Annotated in this window: 16 protein-coding genes; 8 read left to right on the top strand and 8 right to left on the bottom strand. The window is 50.7% G+C overall.

All coding sequences use genetic code 11. From position 1 onward, the window contains the following. Positions 1 to 15: 15 nt before the first annotated feature. The 4 genes from ACUVQO_RS18005 to rimI all read right to left on the bottom strand — a co-directional run bounded on the left by ACUVQO_RS18005 (position 16) and on the right by rimI (position 4,297). The gene (locus ACUVQO_RS18005) at positions 16 to 267 is read right to left on the bottom strand and encodes a caspase family protein (RefSeq protein WP_445927216.1); all 252 of its coding nucleotides are present in this window, start codon (positions 265 to 267) and stop codon (positions 16 to 18) included. A gap of 54 nt (positions 268 to 321) precedes the next feature. After that, positions 322 to 633, bottom strand: a complete 312-nt coding sequence (locus ACUVQO_RS18000; RefSeq protein WP_445927215.1) for a hypothetical protein — start codon at positions 631 to 633, stop codon at positions 322 to 324. 186 nt (positions 634 to 819) lie between these two features. Continuing rightward, entirely contained in the window at positions 820 to 3,291 is a 2,472-nt protein-coding gene (locus ACUVQO_RS17995) for an ATP-dependent Clp protease ATP-binding subunit (protein WP_233743874.1), read from the bottom strand. A 301-nt stretch (positions 3,292 to 3,592) separates the two neighbouring features. Further along, a complete protein-coding gene (gene rimI, locus ACUVQO_RS17990; RefSeq protein ID WP_445927214.1) occupies positions 3,593 to 4,297 on the bottom strand; it encodes a ribosomal protein S18-alanine N-acetyltransferase in 705 nt (234 codons plus the stop codon). Positions 4,298 to 4,458: 161 nt separating this feature from the next. Here rimI and lysA point away from each other — a divergent pair, with 161 nt between their 5' ends. The 3 genes from lysA to ACUVQO_RS17975 all read left to right on the top strand — a co-directional run bounded on the left by lysA (position 4,459) and on the right by ACUVQO_RS17975 (position 7,824). Then, a complete protein-coding gene (lysA, locus tag ACUVQO_RS17985; RefSeq protein ID WP_445927213.1) occupies positions 4,459 to 5,934 on the top strand; it encodes a diaminopimelate decarboxylase in 1,476 nt (491 codons plus the stop codon). A gap of 79 nt (positions 5,935 to 6,013) precedes the next feature. Further along, positions 6,014 to 6,991 (top strand): diadenylate cyclase CdaA, encoded by a 978-nt coding sequence (gene cdaA / locus ACUVQO_RS17980; protein WP_445927212.1) that lies wholly within the window; start codon positions 6,014 to 6,016, stop codon positions 6,989 to 6,991. An 83-nt stretch (positions 6,992 to 7,074) separates the two neighbouring features. After that, complete coding sequence (locus ACUVQO_RS17975; protein ID WP_445927211.1) at positions 7,075 to 7,824, top strand: isoprenyl transferase; 750 nt, start codon at positions 7,075 to 7,077, stop codon at positions 7,822 to 7,824. 8 nt (positions 7,825 to 7,832) lie between these two features. Here the strand turns inward: ACUVQO_RS17975 and ACUVQO_RS17970 are convergent, their stop codons facing one another. The 4 genes from ACUVQO_RS17970 to ACUVQO_RS17955 all read right to left on the bottom strand — a co-directional run bounded on the left by ACUVQO_RS17970 (position 7,833) and on the right by ACUVQO_RS17955 (position 11,295). Continuing rightward, the gene (locus ACUVQO_RS17970) at positions 7,833 to 8,105 is read right to left on the bottom strand and encodes a DUF3143 domain-containing protein (protein WP_445927210.1); all 273 of its coding nucleotides are present in this window, start codon (positions 8,103 to 8,105) and stop codon (positions 7,833 to 7,835) included. A 41-nt stretch (positions 8,106 to 8,146) separates the two neighbouring features. Beyond that, positions 8,147 to 8,893 (bottom strand): J domain-containing protein, encoded by a 747-nt coding sequence (locus ACUVQO_RS17965; RefSeq protein ID WP_445927209.1) that lies wholly within the window; start codon positions 8,891 to 8,893, stop codon positions 8,147 to 8,149. Positions 8,894 to 9,014: 121 nt separating this feature from the next. Continuing rightward, the gene (locus ACUVQO_RS17960) at positions 9,015 to 10,469 is read right to left on the bottom strand and encodes an O-antigen ligase family protein (RefSeq protein ID WP_445927208.1); all 1,455 of its coding nucleotides are present in this window, start codon (positions 10,467 to 10,469) and stop codon (positions 9,015 to 9,017) included. Next, positions 10,456 to 11,295, bottom strand: a complete 840-nt coding sequence (locus tag ACUVQO_RS17955; protein ID WP_445927207.1) for a YaaW family protein — start codon at positions 11,293 to 11,295, stop codon at positions 10,456 to 10,458. The genes ACUVQO_RS17960 and ACUVQO_RS17955 overlap by 14 nt, the downstream gene beginning before the upstream one ends. Positions 11,296 to 11,415: 120 nt before the next feature. Between ACUVQO_RS17955 and map the strand changes: the two genes are divergently transcribed. The 5 genes from map (at position 11,416) to ACUVQO_RS17930 (ending at position 17,189) form a co-directional block, all read left to right on the top strand. Continuing rightward, a complete protein-coding gene (gene map / locus ACUVQO_RS17950) occupies positions 11,416 to 12,198 on the top strand; it encodes a type I methionyl aminopeptidase (RefSeq protein WP_445927206.1) in 783 nt (260 codons plus the stop codon). Between the two features lie 51 nt (positions 12,199 to 12,249). After that, positions 12,250 to 13,869, top strand: coding sequence for a serine/threonine protein kinase (locus tag ACUVQO_RS17945; RefSeq protein WP_445927205.1), 1,620 nt, complete (start codon positions 12,250 to 12,252; stop codon positions 13,867 to 13,869). Positions 13,870 to 13,937: 68 nt separating this feature from the next. Continuing rightward, entirely contained in the window at positions 13,938 to 14,264 is a 327-nt protein-coding gene (locus ACUVQO_RS17940) for a DUF6825 family protein (RefSeq protein ID WP_445927204.1), read from the top strand. 66 nt (positions 14,265 to 14,330) lie between these two features. After that, positions 14,331 to 16,409, top strand: coding sequence for an ABC1 kinase family protein (locus tag ACUVQO_RS17935; protein ID WP_445927203.1), 2,079 nt, complete (start codon positions 14,331 to 14,333; stop codon positions 16,407 to 16,409). A gap of 36 nt (positions 16,410 to 16,445) precedes the next feature. Next, on the top strand, positions 16,446 to 17,189 hold the full coding sequence (locus ACUVQO_RS17930; RefSeq protein WP_445927202.1) for a Stp1/IreP family PP2C-type Ser/Thr phosphatase: 744 nt from the start codon (positions 16,446 to 16,448) through the stop codon (positions 17,187 to 17,189). Positions 17,190 to 17,427: the final 238 nt, after the last annotated feature.

Below are 17,427 nucleotides of genomic sequence, written 5' to 3'. Positions count from 1 at the left end.
CCCCCAAGCCTGCGGCTATGGGCGGAGCACTGCGACGGATTTAGGTAGTACCAAATCATCTCTGCTGCGTCCTGTGAACAGGGTTTCTATTTCATACTGCATGGACTGAGGATCTGGGTTGGTTAAAACCTTCACTTCATTAAAACCACCCATCTCATCATCTTGGAGAATTCGTTGTAAAGCAGCAACATCTTTAACTGCGGCAGGCAAGGGATTCAAACCTGGCGCATACTCGCTAACCCCAATCAACAGCGCAACCTTTGTCATATTTGCTTCCCTGGCCTATATGGCTACAAAATCTTGGGCTGCTTTAATTGCAACTTAAAGTTCTTCCTGACTATGAGCTTTCACAGTGAGTTTCCTGCCATTGGCTTCTACAGAAAGTTCAATGGGCTTACCACCTAAGCGATCGCCCAGAAATCCCATTAGTTTTTGGACATTAGCAACATTCACCTCAACCGCGAGCAAACCTACCAAAGACCCCCCTAATGCTTTGTTGCCTTCTGGCGGATTCAGATCCGCCACACGATCCACCTCAACCTCATCCATTTCATTCAGTTCAGCCATCAGATGTTTCGCCTGCTCATCTAGCTCTTCTGGCTCTGCGTCAGGATCATTAAAGGCAATCGTCAACTTAACAGCGGCTATTCGTGGTCATACTGGTTCGGAGGGCTACTGATTCTTAAAGTCTATGTATTCAGTTTGTCACAAGCATACGGTTTAGACCTGAGGTCTTCAACCCATAAGGAAAAAAAGAAGCGGCTGAGAGAGTTTCTTCCCAACCGCTTCTTTCTTAAAGAAACTTAAAGAAAAGGCGAGTTATTCAACCGCTTGAGGTAGCAATTCGCGCTTCTCGCCTTGCAGGACTTTGACTTGACCATCTTCGTCTACATCGACGATCGCGGTATCGCCATCCTTCACCCGACCGGAGAGGATTTCCTCAGCGAGGGAGTCTTCCAGCAGTCGCATAATGGCGCGGCGAAGCGGACGGGCACCGTAACTGGGGTTGTACCCTTCCTTCACCAGACGATTCTTGAAGCTTTCGGTCACTTCCAGTGTAATGCCCTGATCCTTCAACCGATTGAAGACCTCCTTCAGCATGATGTCGGCGATCTCCTTGATCTCGTCTTCCTTGAGCTGACGGAAAACAATGATCTCATCCAGACGGTTGAGGAATTCTGGGCGGAAGTACTGCTTCAGTTCCTCGTTCACCAGAGAGCGAATCCGGTTGTATTGAGACTCGGCGGCATCTTCGGTGGCGAACTCGAAGCCAAGACCACCACCACCCTTCTCAATGACCTTAGAACCAATGTTAGAGGTCATGATCAGGAGGGTATTCTTGAAGTCCACTGTGCGACCCTTGGCATCGGTCAAGCGACCATCTTCCAGGATCTGTAACAGCATGTTGAAGACATCGGGGTGGGCTTTCTCAATTTCGTCGAATAGCACGACCGTGTAAGGACGACGACGAACAGCTTCCGTCAACTGACCACCTTCGTTGTAACCTACATAGCCCGGAGGCGAACCAATCAGCTTGGACACCGTATGACGCTCCATGTATTCCGACATATCGAGCCGGATCATGGCTTCTTCAGAGCCGAAGAAGTAGGAGGCCAGTGCCTTGGTCAACTCCGTCTTACCCACTCCAGTCGGGCCGGAGAAGATAAAGCTGGCGATCGGACGGTTGGGATTCTTCAAGCCAACACGGGCGCGACGAATTGCCCGAGAGACGGCCTTCACCGCTTCGTCCTGACCAATCAACCGTTGATGCAGGGTATCTTCCATGTGCAACAGTTTTTCAGACTCGGACTCGGTGAGCTTGTTAACGGGAACGCCAGTCCAGGAAGCGACAATCTGAGCGATGTCCTCCTCAGACACAATAGGCGTTTCATCCCCACTTGCGGCCTCACTCTTCTTGTTTTGAGCGATCGCCTTAATTTCAGCCTTGATTTCCATCTCACGATCGCGGAGGGTTCCGGCCCGGTCAAAGTTTTGGGAACGAACGGCATCGTCCTTATCCTTCAACACCTGGCGCAGTTCCTTATCCAACTCCTTAGCGGCGGGAGGCAACTGGGAGTTGATTAAGCGAACGCGGGATCCAGCTTCGTCGATTAAGTCAATCGCTTTGTCAGGCAGGAAGCGATCGGAGATATAGCGGTCTGACAACTTGGCAGCGGCTTCGAGAGCGGCATCAGAAATCTTGAGCTTGTGGTGCTGCTCATAACGCTCCCGCAGACCACGCAAGATTTCGATCGTTTCTTCAACGCTGGGTTCGCCCACCATCACGGGTTGAAACCGACGTTCGAGAGCCGCATCGCGTTCAATATGTTTACGGTACTCATCCAATGTGGTAGCACCAATACATTGCAGTTCACCCCGCGCCAGAGCAGGCTTCAGAATGTTCGCGGCATCGATCGCCCCTTCAGCCGCACCAGCCCCAATCAGGGTATGAACTTCATCGATAACCAGGATGACATTTCCGGCTGAACGGATCTCATCCATGATCTTCTTGAGCCGTTCTTCGAACTCGCCGCGATATTTGGTACCAGCCACCAGCAGGCCAATGTCCAGAGTGACGACTCGCTTGTCTTCTAAAATATCTGGCACATCATCGTTAGCGATACGTTGAGCCAGCCCTTCTGCGATCGCCGTTTTACCAACCCCGGGTTCCCCAATCAGAACCGGATTGTTTTTCGTCCGACGACCCAGGATCTGGATCACCCGCTCAATCTCTTTCTGACGACCCACCACGGGATCCAACTTACCTTCCGAGGCCAATTGCGTCAGGTTAGAACCAAATTCATCCAGCGTTGGTGTTTTGGTACGACCTTGAGGTCCGCCGGAAGTCACTTCTGCGGTTTCGCCCAGCATTCGGATCACCTGAGTACGAACCTTCGATAGGTCTACTCCCAAATTTTCCAGAACTCTGGCGGCAACCCCTTCTCCTTCGCGGATCAGCCCCAGAAGGAGGTGTTCCGTACCAATATAGTTATGGCCAAGTTGACGGGCTTCTTCCAGCGATAACTCCAGTACCCGTTTGGCTCGGGGGGTAAATGGAATTTCGACGGCAACGAAGCCAGAGCCTCGGCCAATAATTTTTTCAACTTCGATCCGAGCATCCTTGAGATTAACTCCCATGGATTTGAGTACTTTGGCGGCGACGCCAGTCCCTTCTCCAATCAGACCCAGGAGGATCTGTTCTGTACCCACAAAATTATGCCCCAGGCGGCGAGCCTCCTCCTGAGCGAGCATAATAACTTTGATAGCTTTTTCCGTGAAGCGTTCAAACATGGCGTGATTCCTGTCACCTGCTGCGTGCCGGGTACTGCTGATTCTAGCATAGTGAAATCACCCGACTGCTTCATATCAACAACCGGTGAGATTCGTGATCTCCGTACCTCTGCATCCCTGGGATTGACCAAGGCAGAAATTCACCCCAAGCTGGGATTATTTAAGGTATTTGGGAGTTAGTCAAGGGGTCGAGGGTCAGGAAAAAGTGGGGAAATGGTGGAGTGATCAAAGCTCATAGGATGAGAACCTTACCCGATTTATATTCCCTCATCCCCAATCCCTGATGCCCGATCCGCAATCCCTAAAACTCAAGGGCCAATTCCCATCTCGCCTGAGACAGCCGATCGCTAACTCTCTTTTGCCACTGTTGCAATTCCTGAGGAAAGTTGGGGTGCTGAATGCCACCTCGCCAGAGAACCAGGGCATCTTCTCCTGTGTCCTGGTAGTAGCGCTTGCGTCGCCCAGCTTCTCGAAAGCCAAATTTGGTGTAGAGAGCCAGGGCGGCCTGGTTAGATATCCGTACTTCCAACGTAGCTCTTTCTAATTGACGTTGGTAAGCCGCGGTTAGTAAGGCATACAACATCGCCTGCCCCAATCCCTGCTGCTGATAGGCCGGATCAACAGCCAACAAGGTAATGTGGGCTTCTTCGGCGATCGCCCAGGAACAGCCGAGAGCAAGTAAGGGGAAGTGGGGGGTGGGATTCTGGATGTGAGATGTAAGATGTGGGATTTCCAGTTCTTTGTCCTTCATCCTTTGTCCTTTGCCCGTAACGATTGACGGTTCGTTTGTCCTGCGACCTTTGTCCTCTGCCAGTGACGCAGGACTAATGACTAATGATTGTTGGCTCTCTGCCTTCTGCTTTAACACCAACAAATCACTATTCGGGCTATCAAGTTCCCGTTGATAGCCATCCCATGACCACAGCCCTCCCAGAGCATGCCGATCGAGTTCCAGGGCGGCTGGAATTTGGTCGGAGGTCAGTGATCGCAATTCTAGAACTTTCACAAAAACTTAAGTTTCTTCTCAGAATACACAGCAGACGATTGTAGACTGATATAGATAAACATTGTCCAAGTCCAGAACCGTAGTTTCTCTTGTATAGGAAAATGACTATAGAAAAACGATCGTTCTCTAGCTGGACTGGGTTTATAAAGTTTTTTGCCCCAATGGAGGACACAAAGCCCACGATGGTATCGCTCCCAGCCACAGAAGTTGAGAATTCCGGTCGCCGTTACTTACCCTCACTGCCATCTGCCGACGAAAATCCATCGCCGAATCAGTTTCTGTTGCCGCTCACGGCGCGGGTGAACAGCCAGGATCATCTGGAAATTGGTGGCTGCGATGTCGTGGATTTGGTGAAGCAGTTTGGTTCCCCGCTTTACATTCTGGATGAGGATACGCTGCGCCTTGCCTGTCGCCAGTATCGGCAAGCCTTTGTTCGCTACTATCCAGGGGCATCTCAACCAATCTATGCTTCCAAAGCCTGGAACTGTCTGGCCGTCTGTGCGATCGTCGCCAGCGAAGGATTGGGCATTGATGTCGTTTCCGGAGGGGAACTGTTAACGGCCTTAGAAGCCGGATTTACCCCCGATCAAATTTACCTGCACGGTAACAATAAATCCTTGGATGAATTGCGCTTTGCCGTAGAGTCTGGCATCACGATCGTCGTAGACAACTGGCTGGAACTGGAAACCCTCGCCAACTTTGAAGCCGCTGTTTCAGGCTCTGAACCAATCCCACATCCCACATCCCACATCCCACATCCCATCCGCGTGATGATTCGCCTCACCCCTGGCATCGAATGTCACACCCACGAATATATTCGCACCGGGCACCTGGACAGCAAATTTGGCTTTGATCCCAATCAACTGGATGATGTATTCCGGTTTTTGAGCAAACATCCAAATTTGTCCTGCATTGGATTACATGCTCATATTGGTTCCCAGATTTTTGAACTGCAGCCTCATGAAGATTTGGGGCCAGTGATGGTACAGTGGCTGACCAAGGCAACACAGTATGGATTGGCCATTCAGGAGTTGAATATTGGGGGTGGTCTGGGAATTCGCTACACAGAAGCGGACGATCCACCCAGTATTGATGCCTGGGTAAAAGTTGTGGCTCAGTCCCTGGCAAAGGCGTGTGACTTGCAAAACATTCCCTATCCTAAAGTGATTTGTGAGCCGGGACGATCGCTGATCGGTTCGGCCTGCGTCACGGCCTATACGATCGGGGGTCATAAGACTATTCCTGGCATCCGTACCTATATTGCCGTGGATGGGGGCATGTCAGACAATCCGCGTCCCATTACCTATCAATCCGTTTATCGGGCTGTGGTGGCCAATCGCCTGTCTGCTCCCTGCACAGAGACGGTGACGGTAGCCGGAAAACATTGCGAATCAGGTGACGTTCTCATCAAGGAGGCAAAATTACCCACCACTCAACCGGGTGATCTACTCGTCATTCCGGCCACTGGCGCATACAATTACAGCATGTCATCAAATTACAATCGCATACCCCGTCCAGCGGCTGTACTGGTTCATGCTGGGGAAGCTAATGTGATCCTGCAACGTGAAACCTACAGAGATTTGATTCGTCAAGACCGCTTGCCTGAACGTTTGCGATCGCTGACTACTGAGGTTTAGTCAACTGATTCTAGTCAACTGATTCAGCCTCAATTAGTTTTTTTAGAACCCAATGAGGGCAGAGGCTTCATCCAGATCAATGGCAGACTTTTGGAGGCAATGGCTGGCGGATCCTGTCTGGACAACATCTTTGTGCCTGATTTCCCTCCAAAATTTATTCAACCGATTTTTACCTGGCCACGTTGCGGACACCGTTTGGTCACTGATTGATGTCAGTCTGGTAATCATCCTGACTTATATGATGCTGGTCATCATCGGCGAGCGTCGCACATTGTGGATGGTGCGTGGCTTTATTATCCTTATGCTGGCGGCTGCTATTAGTACACGACTGGACTTAAGACTACTAAGCTTCGTGCTGAACAACCTGGTCATTGGCTCAGCCGTTGCGATGGCTGTCATTTTGCAATCAGAGTTCAGACGGTTTCTGGAACAATTAGGTCGGGGACAGATCCTGCAGTTGATTCAGCCGTACCAGCGGAGCCCCCACAAATCCAGTAGCACCGTGGATGAGATTGTAGATGCAGTGAAAGAACTATCGCAAAACCGTACCGGGGCACTGATGATTATTGAAACTGGCAGCCCAATTGATGAACGAGATTTTTCCGTGCCAGGAGTGCGGCTGAATGCCGAAGTATCGAAAGAGTTGTTACAAACCATTTTTCAAACTAGCACGCTATTGCATGATGGGGCTGTCTTAATCCGGGACACGCGGATTGTGGCCGCAGGTGTAATTCTGCCCCTTTCCGAGCGGACGGCCTCTCGTCAACTGGGTACTCGCCACCGGGCTGCCATGGGAATTACGGAACGGGTCGAAAATTGTATTTGTGTCGTTGTATCTGAAGAAACAGGATCTATTTCCCTGGCCGAACGGGGAATACTCAATCGACCCTTGACCAGCAGTAAACTGAAAGAGCTTTTGGATGCACGCCTGTCTCAAGGAGGCGATCGCGAAACGGTCGCACCCAGCCTTCGCAGCATTGCTTACCAAATCCTGGCTACCCCGTGGACGTTAATTAAACGGTTATTCCCAGGACGCAAACATAAAAATAAAAATTAAGTAAACCTGGAAACTACGGACAGCCATCCCAATTAACCGTAGTGTTCACTGGATTTTAGGGCATAGTCAAATCTGGAGAAACCATGACCGCAAACTCAACCGTCCTGCAACTGTTACCCGCTGACCTGCAACGAGAGCGTCTACCCCGACATGTTGCCGTCATTATGGATGGCAACGGTCGCTGGGCAAAACGGCGGGGAATGCCACGAATTATGGGTCATCGGCGGGGAGTCGATGTCCTGAAAGATTTATTGCGGTGCTGCCGCGATTGGGGTATTGAAGCGTTAACCGCCTATGCCTTTTCCACCGAGAACTGGGGTCGCCCGTTGGAAGAAGTGGAGTTTCTTATGATGCTGTTCGAGCGGGTACTCAAGCAAGAACTGCGTGAAATGATGCAGGAAAAGGTTCGTATTCGGTTTGTTGGCAATCTCCATGCCTTACCGCTTTCCCTGCAAGCTGAAATTGAACGGGCTGTGGAGGCTACTGCCAATAATTCCGGGATTCAATTCACAGTGGCCACGAACTACGGGGGACGGCAAGAAATCATCCAGGCGTGCCGTAGTATTGCCGAAAAGGTACAACAGGGATTAATTGAGCCGGAGCAAATTGACGAAGCGTTATTTGAGCGGCATCTCTATACTGCAGGAATTTGTGACCCAGACTTACTTATCCGCACCAGTGGCGAAATGCGCCTGAGTAACTTCCTCCTCTGGCAAATGGCCTATGGAGAACTGTATGTCACCAATACCCTGTGGCCCGACTTCGATCGCAACGAATTCCACCAGGCTCTCTGTGCTTACCAACAACGAGACAGAAGGTTTGGAAAGTTATGAATTGAAACTTACGGCCCTGCAAAAATGGCATCTTCAATATCTTGACGGCTGAGGGAGTATTTGAACGATCGCTGTACAGCACGATCGCCTTCTCCAAAGTTGAAATAGCGGACGGTTAATTGATCCACATCTAACCAGAGTTTGGCTTTCCAGGTGGGTTGTTCAAGATACCAGCAATGCAGATCGGTCTTATCTTGCTGGCAACCACGATCGGCCAACCAGCGTTCAATTTCAGGTAAGGGGTGGTTGTATAGCGGAGCATCAGCGGGTGGAAGGGTCATGCTGTTCATAAGGATTAACAAAGCTTTTTGAGAGCAGCGGCTCAGGACGCATCCTTTTGCAGGGCATCAGGTAAAAACTCAGGCGAAGCCAAGGGAACAGGGTTCTCTACAGGTGGTTGAGAGGGTAGCCCTGATGTAGGTGGTTGGAAAGATGCCTTTGTTTGGTTTGGCAAAGCAATCGCCGGTGCTGGAGACAGTTTAGTTTTGTCTAAGAAATCGGTGGAACGAACAGGTGCTGGGTCAGAAGTTGGGGCAGTCTGAACCAAGGGCAGCCCAGTATCATTTTGTACTATTTTGGTTTGCAGTAACGCTTCTCCCCGCGTTAGCCCAACCATGATAGCTAGACACAAACATCCAACCAGGGTAACACCCATGATAAATAAGGCAAACAATTCTCCAGGAGACAAAGGGCGATCGGTCGGATCCAGATAGGCGGATGAGGATTGATACTTGCGCGGTTGTTGCGCAGGCGTGTTTAAGTTCGGTAAGGGTTGAATGACTGGAACAGACAAGTAACCAATTTTACGGTCATACACTTCCCGGCGTTCTGGGTTGCTGAGCGTGGCATAGGCTTCATTCAATTGCTGAAACTTGGCAGTAGCGATCGCCGTAGGCAGCTTTGTTGTGTCGGGGTGGTACAGCTTGCTCAAGTCCCGATAGGCTTGCCGGATATCTCGCATTGAGGCGGAAGGATGCACACCCAGCAACCCGTAATAGCTGTCATCCAACACTTTTTGATAGAGCTTTCTAGCTGCTCCACGCCTGGGGGCTGTTCGATCCTCACTCACGCCAGTTTCACTAGGTTAAAGATTTAAGGAATGGTCTAACTTCTGAACATTTTAACGGTTACAGGAGGTTGCAGGGATGCCATTAATTGCGATCCCTAAGGAAGTGGATAATTCCCAATCCTTAATCCCCCATCCCCATTAACTGACCTGCTCTGGATACTCCTAATATTCCTGCCAATAAAAACCAGCCATACCAGTTAAGGCGGGCATCGAACAGGGTGATATCAAAGAGGGAAAATCCTGCACAACTGAGGAAAGCGATCAGGAAGGTCAATAGAATCCAGCGATCGCGACTATCCCCAAAACTGGACAGTTGCCTGAACCCCTGAACTACTGCCCAACCGACCAGTCCTAAAAACAGCAGAGCGGCTGGAATACCAGTCTCACACAGTAGCATTAATGGCAAGTTATGAGGATGACCTAACTTAAATTGAGTCTGAGCTTCATACAAGGGACTGAAGTTTCTTAACCCCCAGCCTGTCCAGGGCCGTTGTTGCGTGAGATGCAACGCAAATTGCCATTGAGTCGTTCTTAAGGTCGGAATTGGGCGATCGGGATACAGTTCATCGGTGAGCCGTGCCCAAAAGAAGGCTGGAACGATGTGTCGTAACCCTTCTCGTAAAGGAGAAGGGGCAAAGGACGCTCCCAGCACCATCCCTGCCACGGCACTCATACCCATCCACAACCAATACCAGCCCCGGTACAGCCCGTAGGCAAGACAGGCGATCGCGGCGATCACCCAGGCATTCCGGGAATTGGTCAAAATCAGCGCGATCGCATTCCCCAGAACTGCCAGGGTTAAAAATAGAACTTGCGAGTGGCAGGATAACCAATTGGGGACTTGGGATTTAGGACTTGGGATTTTGTGTGGTTCTTTGTCCTTAGTCTTTCGTCTTTTGTCCTCTGCCAATGAGCAATGACCAATGACCAATGACGAATCTTTTACCTTCTGCCCTCCTTCTCCTACAGCCTCCATCCAAAGTCCCATCGCCAGAGAGAAACTGATCACCAGATAACTTGCCAGCACGTTGGCATAAAAAAAGATAGAAGACATCCGGCCTGGAGGAGTCCCTTTGGGGTCAATGTTCCAATCCAGCAGCACCCACAGAATTTGAGGATGGAAGGGCTGCTGCAAACCCATTCTCCCGGCCAGCATCTGTAGCAGGCCAATCAGAACAACGGGTACAGAGGTGCAGACAACAAGCCAAGCCATCCGACGTAGTTGTGCGGGAGATTGAATCAGTTCACTGAGAACAGCAAACCCCAGAAAAAAGGGCAGGAAGTTAAACAACCCGAGAAAGGCGTCTCCAGGACGAGCCGCGAAATTAGCACCGAGCAGCATCAAGATACTGAGTGCAGTTAATCCCTGGTTGAAGGGACGGGCCAGCATCAACTTGGCATGAGTTTTCCAGAGGGCCAGCAGGCCAAAGAAAATGCCAAAACTAGCCAACAGTGGGCTAAATGGTAAAACGATCAAGGCCAGTTGTACCCAGTTCCAGGACAAGTGCAATCGCGGATCGGGGTGATCTTGTAATGGGAGTTGCCACTTCTGGAGCGATCGTTTAAGCAGGTTCAAAGCACTCCACACGGGTCAGGCGAATTTGAGCCAAGGCATAAATGGTGGGAATAATGCGCCCATAGTTCGAAGAAATCGCTCGCCATCCTAAATCTGCGAAAAACCAGGCCCACAACGCTGGCCCTAAACAGGCAAACACTCCCCGCACGGCTGCATACCGGGCCGCACTAACTGCCATTCCCTGACGAGCCATTTGTACAGTCAGGTGCCTCTGGAACTGAGTTGCGATCGCTCCACCCAGAGCCGCCGCCTGTTGCGCGACCTGATAGCGGGCAAAGTGCAACGCAAATTGATGAGCAATCAGTTGCAGCACCAACGGACGCACCAGAGAAGTGACCGCCAGAGCGGTACCGCCTTTCACTAGCAGACTCATGGGATCCTGCTGGGCAGCTAGAGGCAACTGGGGCAGAAGCTGAGACTTGGTGAGAGATTGCTTCAATTGCAGGGTTAATTCTCCCTTTTCCGACGCTGGCAGTTGTTTCCAGGCCTGTCCCAGGAGCGCTAAAAAGACTTCCGCTTCCAGATCGATGGTAGACATGGAGGCTTTGTAAGGCAGTTTGAGGTAACGGCAAACCTGAATCAGGATCTGGCGATAACTCAGTTGCCTGGTCTTACCACTTAAAACTGTCATGCCATCCGCTGCTAAGAAGCGAATGCGATCTTCCAGGGAGTCCAACCACGCCTCCCGCTCCTGGCTCTGAACCTGCAGAGGAGCAGGCGTATGTAGATAATCCAGTGGGTTAAATTTAGGACGGAAGAGAATCTCCGTCAGGTCTTGTAACTCCTCATCCGTTGCCCATTCCAGAGCCGTTCTCAGTTCGTCCACCGCAAAACCTCGCTTCCTACCGCATGATGGCAATATTCTACTAAATGTCGTTCAGGTCTGTATTTTCGCGATCGCTAATGGCTACACTAGCGCAAAGTAATGCGAAGTAGAATGAAGAGCATGGAACGCGAAGTAATCACTCTTTTATCCAGCCGAGAAATAGAAAAAATGCGGCGGGCGGGTCGTCTCGCCGCTGAACTTTTGCATTACTTAGGCACACTGGTACAGCCAGGAATCAGTACGCTAGAACTGGATAACGAAGCCGAGCGCTGGACTCAAAAGCACGGAGCCAAAAGTGCCCCTTTGGGTTACAAAGGCTATCCCAAATCGATTTGTACCAGTGTCAATGAAGTGGTGTGTCACGGCATCCCAAGTGCCAAGCAGATTCTCAAAGAAGGCGACATTATAAATATCGATGTCACATTAATTGTAGATGGCTATCATGGCGATACGTCCAAAATGTTTTTTGTGGGAGAGCCATCACCGATCGCCCGCAAGTTAGTAGAAGTAACAGATGAATGCCGCCGTCGGGGAATCGCAGCGGTTAAACCAGGTGCCCGGATTGGCGATATTGGTGCAGCGATTCAGGAATATGCCGAGGCTCAGGGGTTTTCTGTCGTTGAGGATTTTGTCGGTCATGGTATCAGCAATGTCTTTCATACCGCTCCTCAAATTCCCCACTATGGCAAACGGGGGACAGGCAAAAAGCTGCGAGCTGGGATGGTGTTCACGATTGAGCCAATGATCAATGAAGGTACTCACGAAGTCGAAATTTTGAAAGATAACTGGACAGCGGTGACACGCGATCGCAAACTCTCAGCTCAGTGCGAACATACCGTTGCGGTGACAGAAACCGGGGTAGAAATTTTAACTCCTTATCCAGGCGAAGAGAATGCGAGTTGAGAGAAACGCAACAAAACGATAGGATGAGGAAATTTATTCGCAATTGTGGCCATGAAACTGACGGCTGGCACAACCCTGCAGAATGGCAAATATTTGGTGAACCATGTTCTGGGTCAGGGTGGCTCAAGTATCACGCTGAAAGGAATCCTTGTTCCCCTGAACCACGGTGTAATTCTCAAAACATTGCCTCAGGAACTTCGGGAGAAGCCCAACTTTTCCCTCATTCAACAGCGGTTTCAGGAGCAGGTGAGCCGCTTTGCCCGGTGTCAACATCCGGCGCTAGTGAGACTGATCGATTCCTTTGAGGAAGACGGCTTACCCTTTGCCGTGATGGATTATGTCTCTGGGCCAACCCTGGTGGAGGTAGTAGCTACCAAAGGCTCTCTTCCAGAAAACCTGGCGATCCACTACATTCAGCAAGTTGGTTCAGCTCTGGCAGCCATTCACCAACATGGCTTGATTCATCACCATGTGGCTCCAGACAATATCATTCAGCCCCCTGGGTCGGATCTGGTTGTGTTAGTCAATTATGGGTTGATTGATCCCGCCGCCCTGGAGGAGGATCACAGTCAACGCTCAATCAGCCCTTATACGGCGATCGCAGCAGATCATACTCCTCAATCATTTGCCACACCAGCGACCGACGTTTATTCCCTGGCTGCCACCCTCTATTTTCTTCTGACGGGTCAGCCTCCAGTGGCAGCTACATTCCGGAAACAAACTCCGCTGACTCCACCTTGCCAGCTACGCCCCGAATTGAGTACTGCGATCGAGGCTGCCATTTTAAGCGGCTTAACGATCAATACGAAGTTACGTCCTCAAAGTGTAGCAACCTGGTTAGCCTTACTACCCGCTGTCAAGCCTGGTTCCTGGCTTTCCGCAGACCCCTATGCAGCGATCGCAGCTACACCTGTTATACCCAGTAATGGTGACGTAAACTCTCCTCAGCCACTGTCCCAGTTGCCAACTCAAGCCCCTGCTCCTCTCAATGGCAAAGTGGATAGCAACGGAAATGGTCATGGAACTGGCAACAGCCAACCACCCGTTCACTCTACCCAGGCTACTTATGCCGTAGCAGCAGCACCGAAGCGGCCCTCCTATCCCTCTGTTCAGCCACCTCAACCAATTACGTACACTCCCCCTAAACACTTTGGCAAAGTATTATTGACCATTTCGGCGATCGCTGCAGCCGTTGGGTTAGGAGCAGGGATTCTGCTTCGTCTTGCTGCAGGTACTACTGGCCCAGGATCCTCCTTATTTCACAGCAAACAAGCCTTTCCACCGATTCAAGATTGGCCAAATGCTGCTACGCCTACTCCCTCCTCCCCCGCCTATTCACCGTCGCCAAAGACCTTGATCGAAGCAGTCCCTTCCCCTAAAAAATCGGCTCCTCCGGTTGTCCCCAGAGCTGAACCTGCAGCCAGAGTGCCTGAACCGTCGCCTGAACCCTCACTCATAGAAGTGACCCCTGTACCTGAAGAGAGTCCCACCACGTCCAATTCCTCACCTTTTGCTCCTGCTCCCAGTCCTTCAGCCGAAGTTAATCCCAGCAAACCTGCTGCTTCTGAACCGCTGCTGCCACCACCGACCGTTGAACCATCACCTCCCCCCACCTCTGTATCACCGAAGTCAGAAGAATCTACTCCCAGCACTTCAGTTACCCCGCAATAAAGCCTAAGGCCTACCCTTTCCCTGGGATAAGCACGCTATAATTCAGGCGGAGCGTGTAAAGTTTCTTTATGAGTAACCCCATTGTTCATGCCTTTTTCATTGGTAGAGCATTAGCCGATACCTTATACGAACAGGCTGAATCCTCTTTAAGCAATGCTTTAAGTGAAGTTGGTAAATTAGATGCTGAACTGCGAGACCAGTTACGTCAGTTTACCGAACAAGTGATGGAGCGGGCTAAACGGGAAGAGGAGGCCGCCATGCAGGAAAGAACGGGGACTACTCTCATCAGTTCGGATGGAAAACCTGCGGATTTACAGAGTGTGATTGATGAGCTACGGGCTGAGATTGCTCGGTTGCGCTCAGAACTCAAGCAATATCGCAGTCCGGCTTCCTAATTTGATCGCCAAAATTCTTACCCTTGCTAGCCTACGTACATTGACGCATACGGAACGGAAATTCGAGTGTCTGGTTCTCCCTATGATCCTGCAGCCTCAGACCAGTCTTTAGAGACTGATAACGGGCACAATACCTCTACAAACGGTTTCAGTGCTCCCTTTGACAAGGACGAGCAGAGCAGTAGTGAGCATTTAGCTGTTTGGACTCATGAAAATAGTAAGGTTGCTGGCTTTCGGCAGGCTCAAGACATAAACCAGCACCCCTTGCCTGCTTCGCATCGTCTGCCATCCGTCACTCCAGGAATTCAGGATAGGCATCCGGATCTACCTGATTTGTCTGGGGAAAACCGCCAGACAAATCAAGAATTTCTGGCTCTGACAAGCTATTGGCAAAACAAGAATTCTTTTGCAACAGAACCAGAACCAGCGGAGCGATCGTCTCGCTCCAGCCGCCAAAAAACGAAATCTTATAGCGATAAAGCCTATCGCTGGAATCGCGAAAACTATTCCCGTCGTCGTCGCTTCATCGATATCTGGTCATTCGTCTTGACACTGCTCTACGTCCAGTGGTTATACAAAAAACCCTGGAGTTACTGGGGTGGCATGACTAAGGAGAAACAGGCGAAACGGCGCAGGGCGCAGGCTGTCTGGATTCGGGACACCTTACTCGATTTAGGGCCAACCTTCATCAAGGTAGGGCAACTGTTCTCTACACGGGCCGATTTGTTTCCCGTTGAGTATGTTGAAGAACTTTCCAAGTTGCAAGATAAAGTGCCTGCCTTCAGCTATGAGCAAGTCAGAACCATTATCGAGCAAGATCTGGGCAAACCGATTCAGGTGCTGTACCGCAACTTTGATCCAGTCCCGATCGCGGCCGCTAGCTTAGGTCAGGTACACCGGGCACAACTGCATACGGGCGAGGAAGTTGTCGTTAAGGTGCAGCGTCCCGGTCTGGTGAAGCTGTTCCAAATTGACTTGGCGATTCTCAAAGGTATTGCCCGCTACTTCCAAAATCACCCAGAGTGGGGGCCAGGGCGAGACTGGCTGGGAATTTACGACGAATGCTGCAAAATTCTCTATGAGGAAATTGATTACATCAATGAAGGCCGTAATGCCGATACCTTTCGTCGTAACTTTCGGGCAGAAGACTGGGTCAAAGTTCCCCGTGTCTACTGGCGGTATGCCTCTCCCAGAGTACTGACCCTGGAGTATCTGCCGGGTATCAAAATCAGCCACTATGAAGCCCTAGAGGCGGCTGGATTGGATCGACGCAGGTTGGCCAATCTAGGTGCCAAAGCCTATTTGCAACAATTATTAAACGATGGCTTTTTTCATGCTGACCCCCATCCGGGAAATATCGCCGTCAGTCCCGATGGTTCGTTAATTTTTTACGACTTCGGCATGATGGGGCAAGTCAAACCCATCACCCGCGAAAAGTTAATGGATACCTTTTTTGGGATTGCTCAAAAAGATGGTGATCGCGTGATGAATTCCCTGATTGCCCTGGGTGCCCTTGCGCCCACCGGGGATATGGGGCCTGTGCGGCGATCGATCCAGTTTATGCTAGATAACTTTATGGACAAACCCTTTGAGGCCCAGTCGATCAACGAAATTAGCGACGATTTGTACGAAATCGCTTATGGTCAGCCGTTTCGTTTTCCCGCTACGTTTACTTTTGTAATGCGAGCGTTTTCCACCCTGGAGGGGGTTGGCAAGGGATTGGATCCGCAGTTTAACTTTATGGAGGTTGCAAAACCTTTTGCAATGCAGCTTATGGCTAATGGAAACCCAACTTCAGACGCAAACAGCATTTTCAGCGAGATTAGTCGTCAAGCGGCCCAGGTAAGCAGCACAGCTTTTCAACTCCCTGGTCGGATTGAAGATACGCTAGAGAAACTAGAGCGTGGTGACATTCGAGTGCGGGTGCGGTCGATCGAGACAGACCGGATTTTGCGCCGCATCAATGGGGTGAACATGGGCACCAACTATACGTTGTTGGTTTGCACTTTTACCTTGTCAGCAACCCTGCTCTTCGTGAATGGTTATGGTTGGCTGGCCCTAGTAGCCGCTCTCTTAGCAGCAGGCATGGGATTTGTGTTAGTTCGTTTGTTAATTCGCATTGATCGAGCAGACCGTATACCATAATCCCATTACCTCTCATTACGACCTGATGACCTGCCTATGAAATGTCTGTTCACGGGGTTAACCGATGTCGGACTGCTCCGTACAGTTAATCAAGATGATTACTATATCGACCCTGAGGGACGTTTCTTCATCGTGGCAGACGGGATGGGGGGCCATGCCGGAGGTCAGGAAGCTAGCCGGCTGGCGACTAAAACCGTCCAGGCTTATCTGGAGAATGACTGGGAAACGGATGAATCCTCCGATGTGATTTTGGAGCAAGCCTTATTAGAGGCAAACCAGGCAATTCTGAAGGATCAGCGTCAATATCCAGAACGGGCGGATATGGGTACGACGATCGTCGTGGTCATCTTTCGCAATGAACAAGTCTGGTGCGCCCACATTGGCGATTCCCGCCTATATCGGTTGCGAGGAACCAAGCTAGAGCAAATTACTGATGATCACACCTGGGTGGCTCTGGCGATGAAGATGGGAGAAATTGATCTCGACCAGGCCCGCACCCATCCCTGGCGGCATGTCCTGGCTCAATGTTTAGGACGGGAAGACCTTCGCCAAATTGACATTCAACCTGTTCAGGTACAACCTGGCGATCGCCTGCTTCTCTGTAGCGATGGTCTGACAGAAGAACTCTCAGATCAGGTGATTGCCTCCCAACTGAAATCCATCCGCGCCTGCGACAAAGCCGCCGCCTCTCTTGTCGAAGCCGCCAAAGACCACGGAGGCCGAGACAACATTACGGTGGTGATTGTGGCGATCGGTGGCCTGGGACAAGGGGATAGCTAACAGAGTAGAAGTTGACGGAGACAGATCTATCCATGGCTATGGATGGACAACAATTAGCAGTCTCTACCGCTGATGTGCGATCGCGGTTGCAATTGATCCAGCAAGCAGGCTAAATGTTGGGTTTTGCCTAATATTCGATATGCCAACGAGTGTTTAGAAACAACATTTTCAGACTCAGGGTTTGCACCTTGGTGGTGCAGAAAACTCCTGAAACCCCTATAAATCAAGGATTCTCACC

The sequence above is a fragment of the Leptodesmis sp. genome, from assembly GCF_052746595.1.
Note: the sequence above shows the minus strand (reverse complement) of the source record. Positions and strands in the feature narration are given on the sequence as shown.

Excerpts from the sequence above, each read along its gene's own strand:
- ACUVQO_RS18005 (WP_445927216.1), bottom strand. The coding sequence starts at position 267 with ATGACAAAGGTTGCGCTGTTGATTGGGGTTAGCGAGTATGCGCCAGGT.
- ACUVQO_RS17995 (WP_233743874.1), bottom strand. The coding sequence starts at position 3,291 with ATGTTTGAACGCTTCACGGAAAAAGCTATCAAAGTTATTATGCTCGCT.
- map (WP_445927206.1), top strand. The coding sequence starts at position 11,416 with ATGGAACGCGAAGTAATCACTCTTTTATCCAGCCGAGAAATAGAAAAA.
- ACUVQO_RS17930 (WP_445927202.1), top strand. The coding sequence starts at position 16,446 with ATGAAATGTCTGTTCACGGGGTTAACCGATGTCGGACTGCTCCGTACA.
- cdaA (WP_445927212.1), top strand. The coding sequence starts at position 6,014 with ATGGCAGACTTTTGGAGGCAATGGCTGGCGGATCCTGTCTGGACAACA.
- lysA (WP_445927213.1), top strand. The coding sequence starts at position 4,459 with ATGGAGGACACAAAGCCCACGATGGTATCGCTCCCAGCCACAGAAGTT.
- ACUVQO_RS17970 (WP_445927210.1), bottom strand. The coding sequence starts at position 8,105 with ATGACCCTTCCACCCGCTGATGCTCCGCTATACAACCACCCCTTACCT.
- ACUVQO_RS17945 (WP_445927205.1), top strand. The coding sequence starts at position 12,250 with ATGAAACTGACGGCTGGCACAACCCTGCAGAATGGCAAATATTTGGTG.
- ACUVQO_RS17940 (WP_445927204.1), top strand. The coding sequence starts at position 13,938 with ATGAGTAACCCCATTGTTCATGCCTTTTTCATTGGTAGAGCATTAGCC.
- ACUVQO_RS17975 (WP_445927211.1), top strand. The coding sequence starts at position 7,075 with ATGACCGCAAACTCAACCGTCCTGCAACTGTTACCCGCTGACCTGCAA.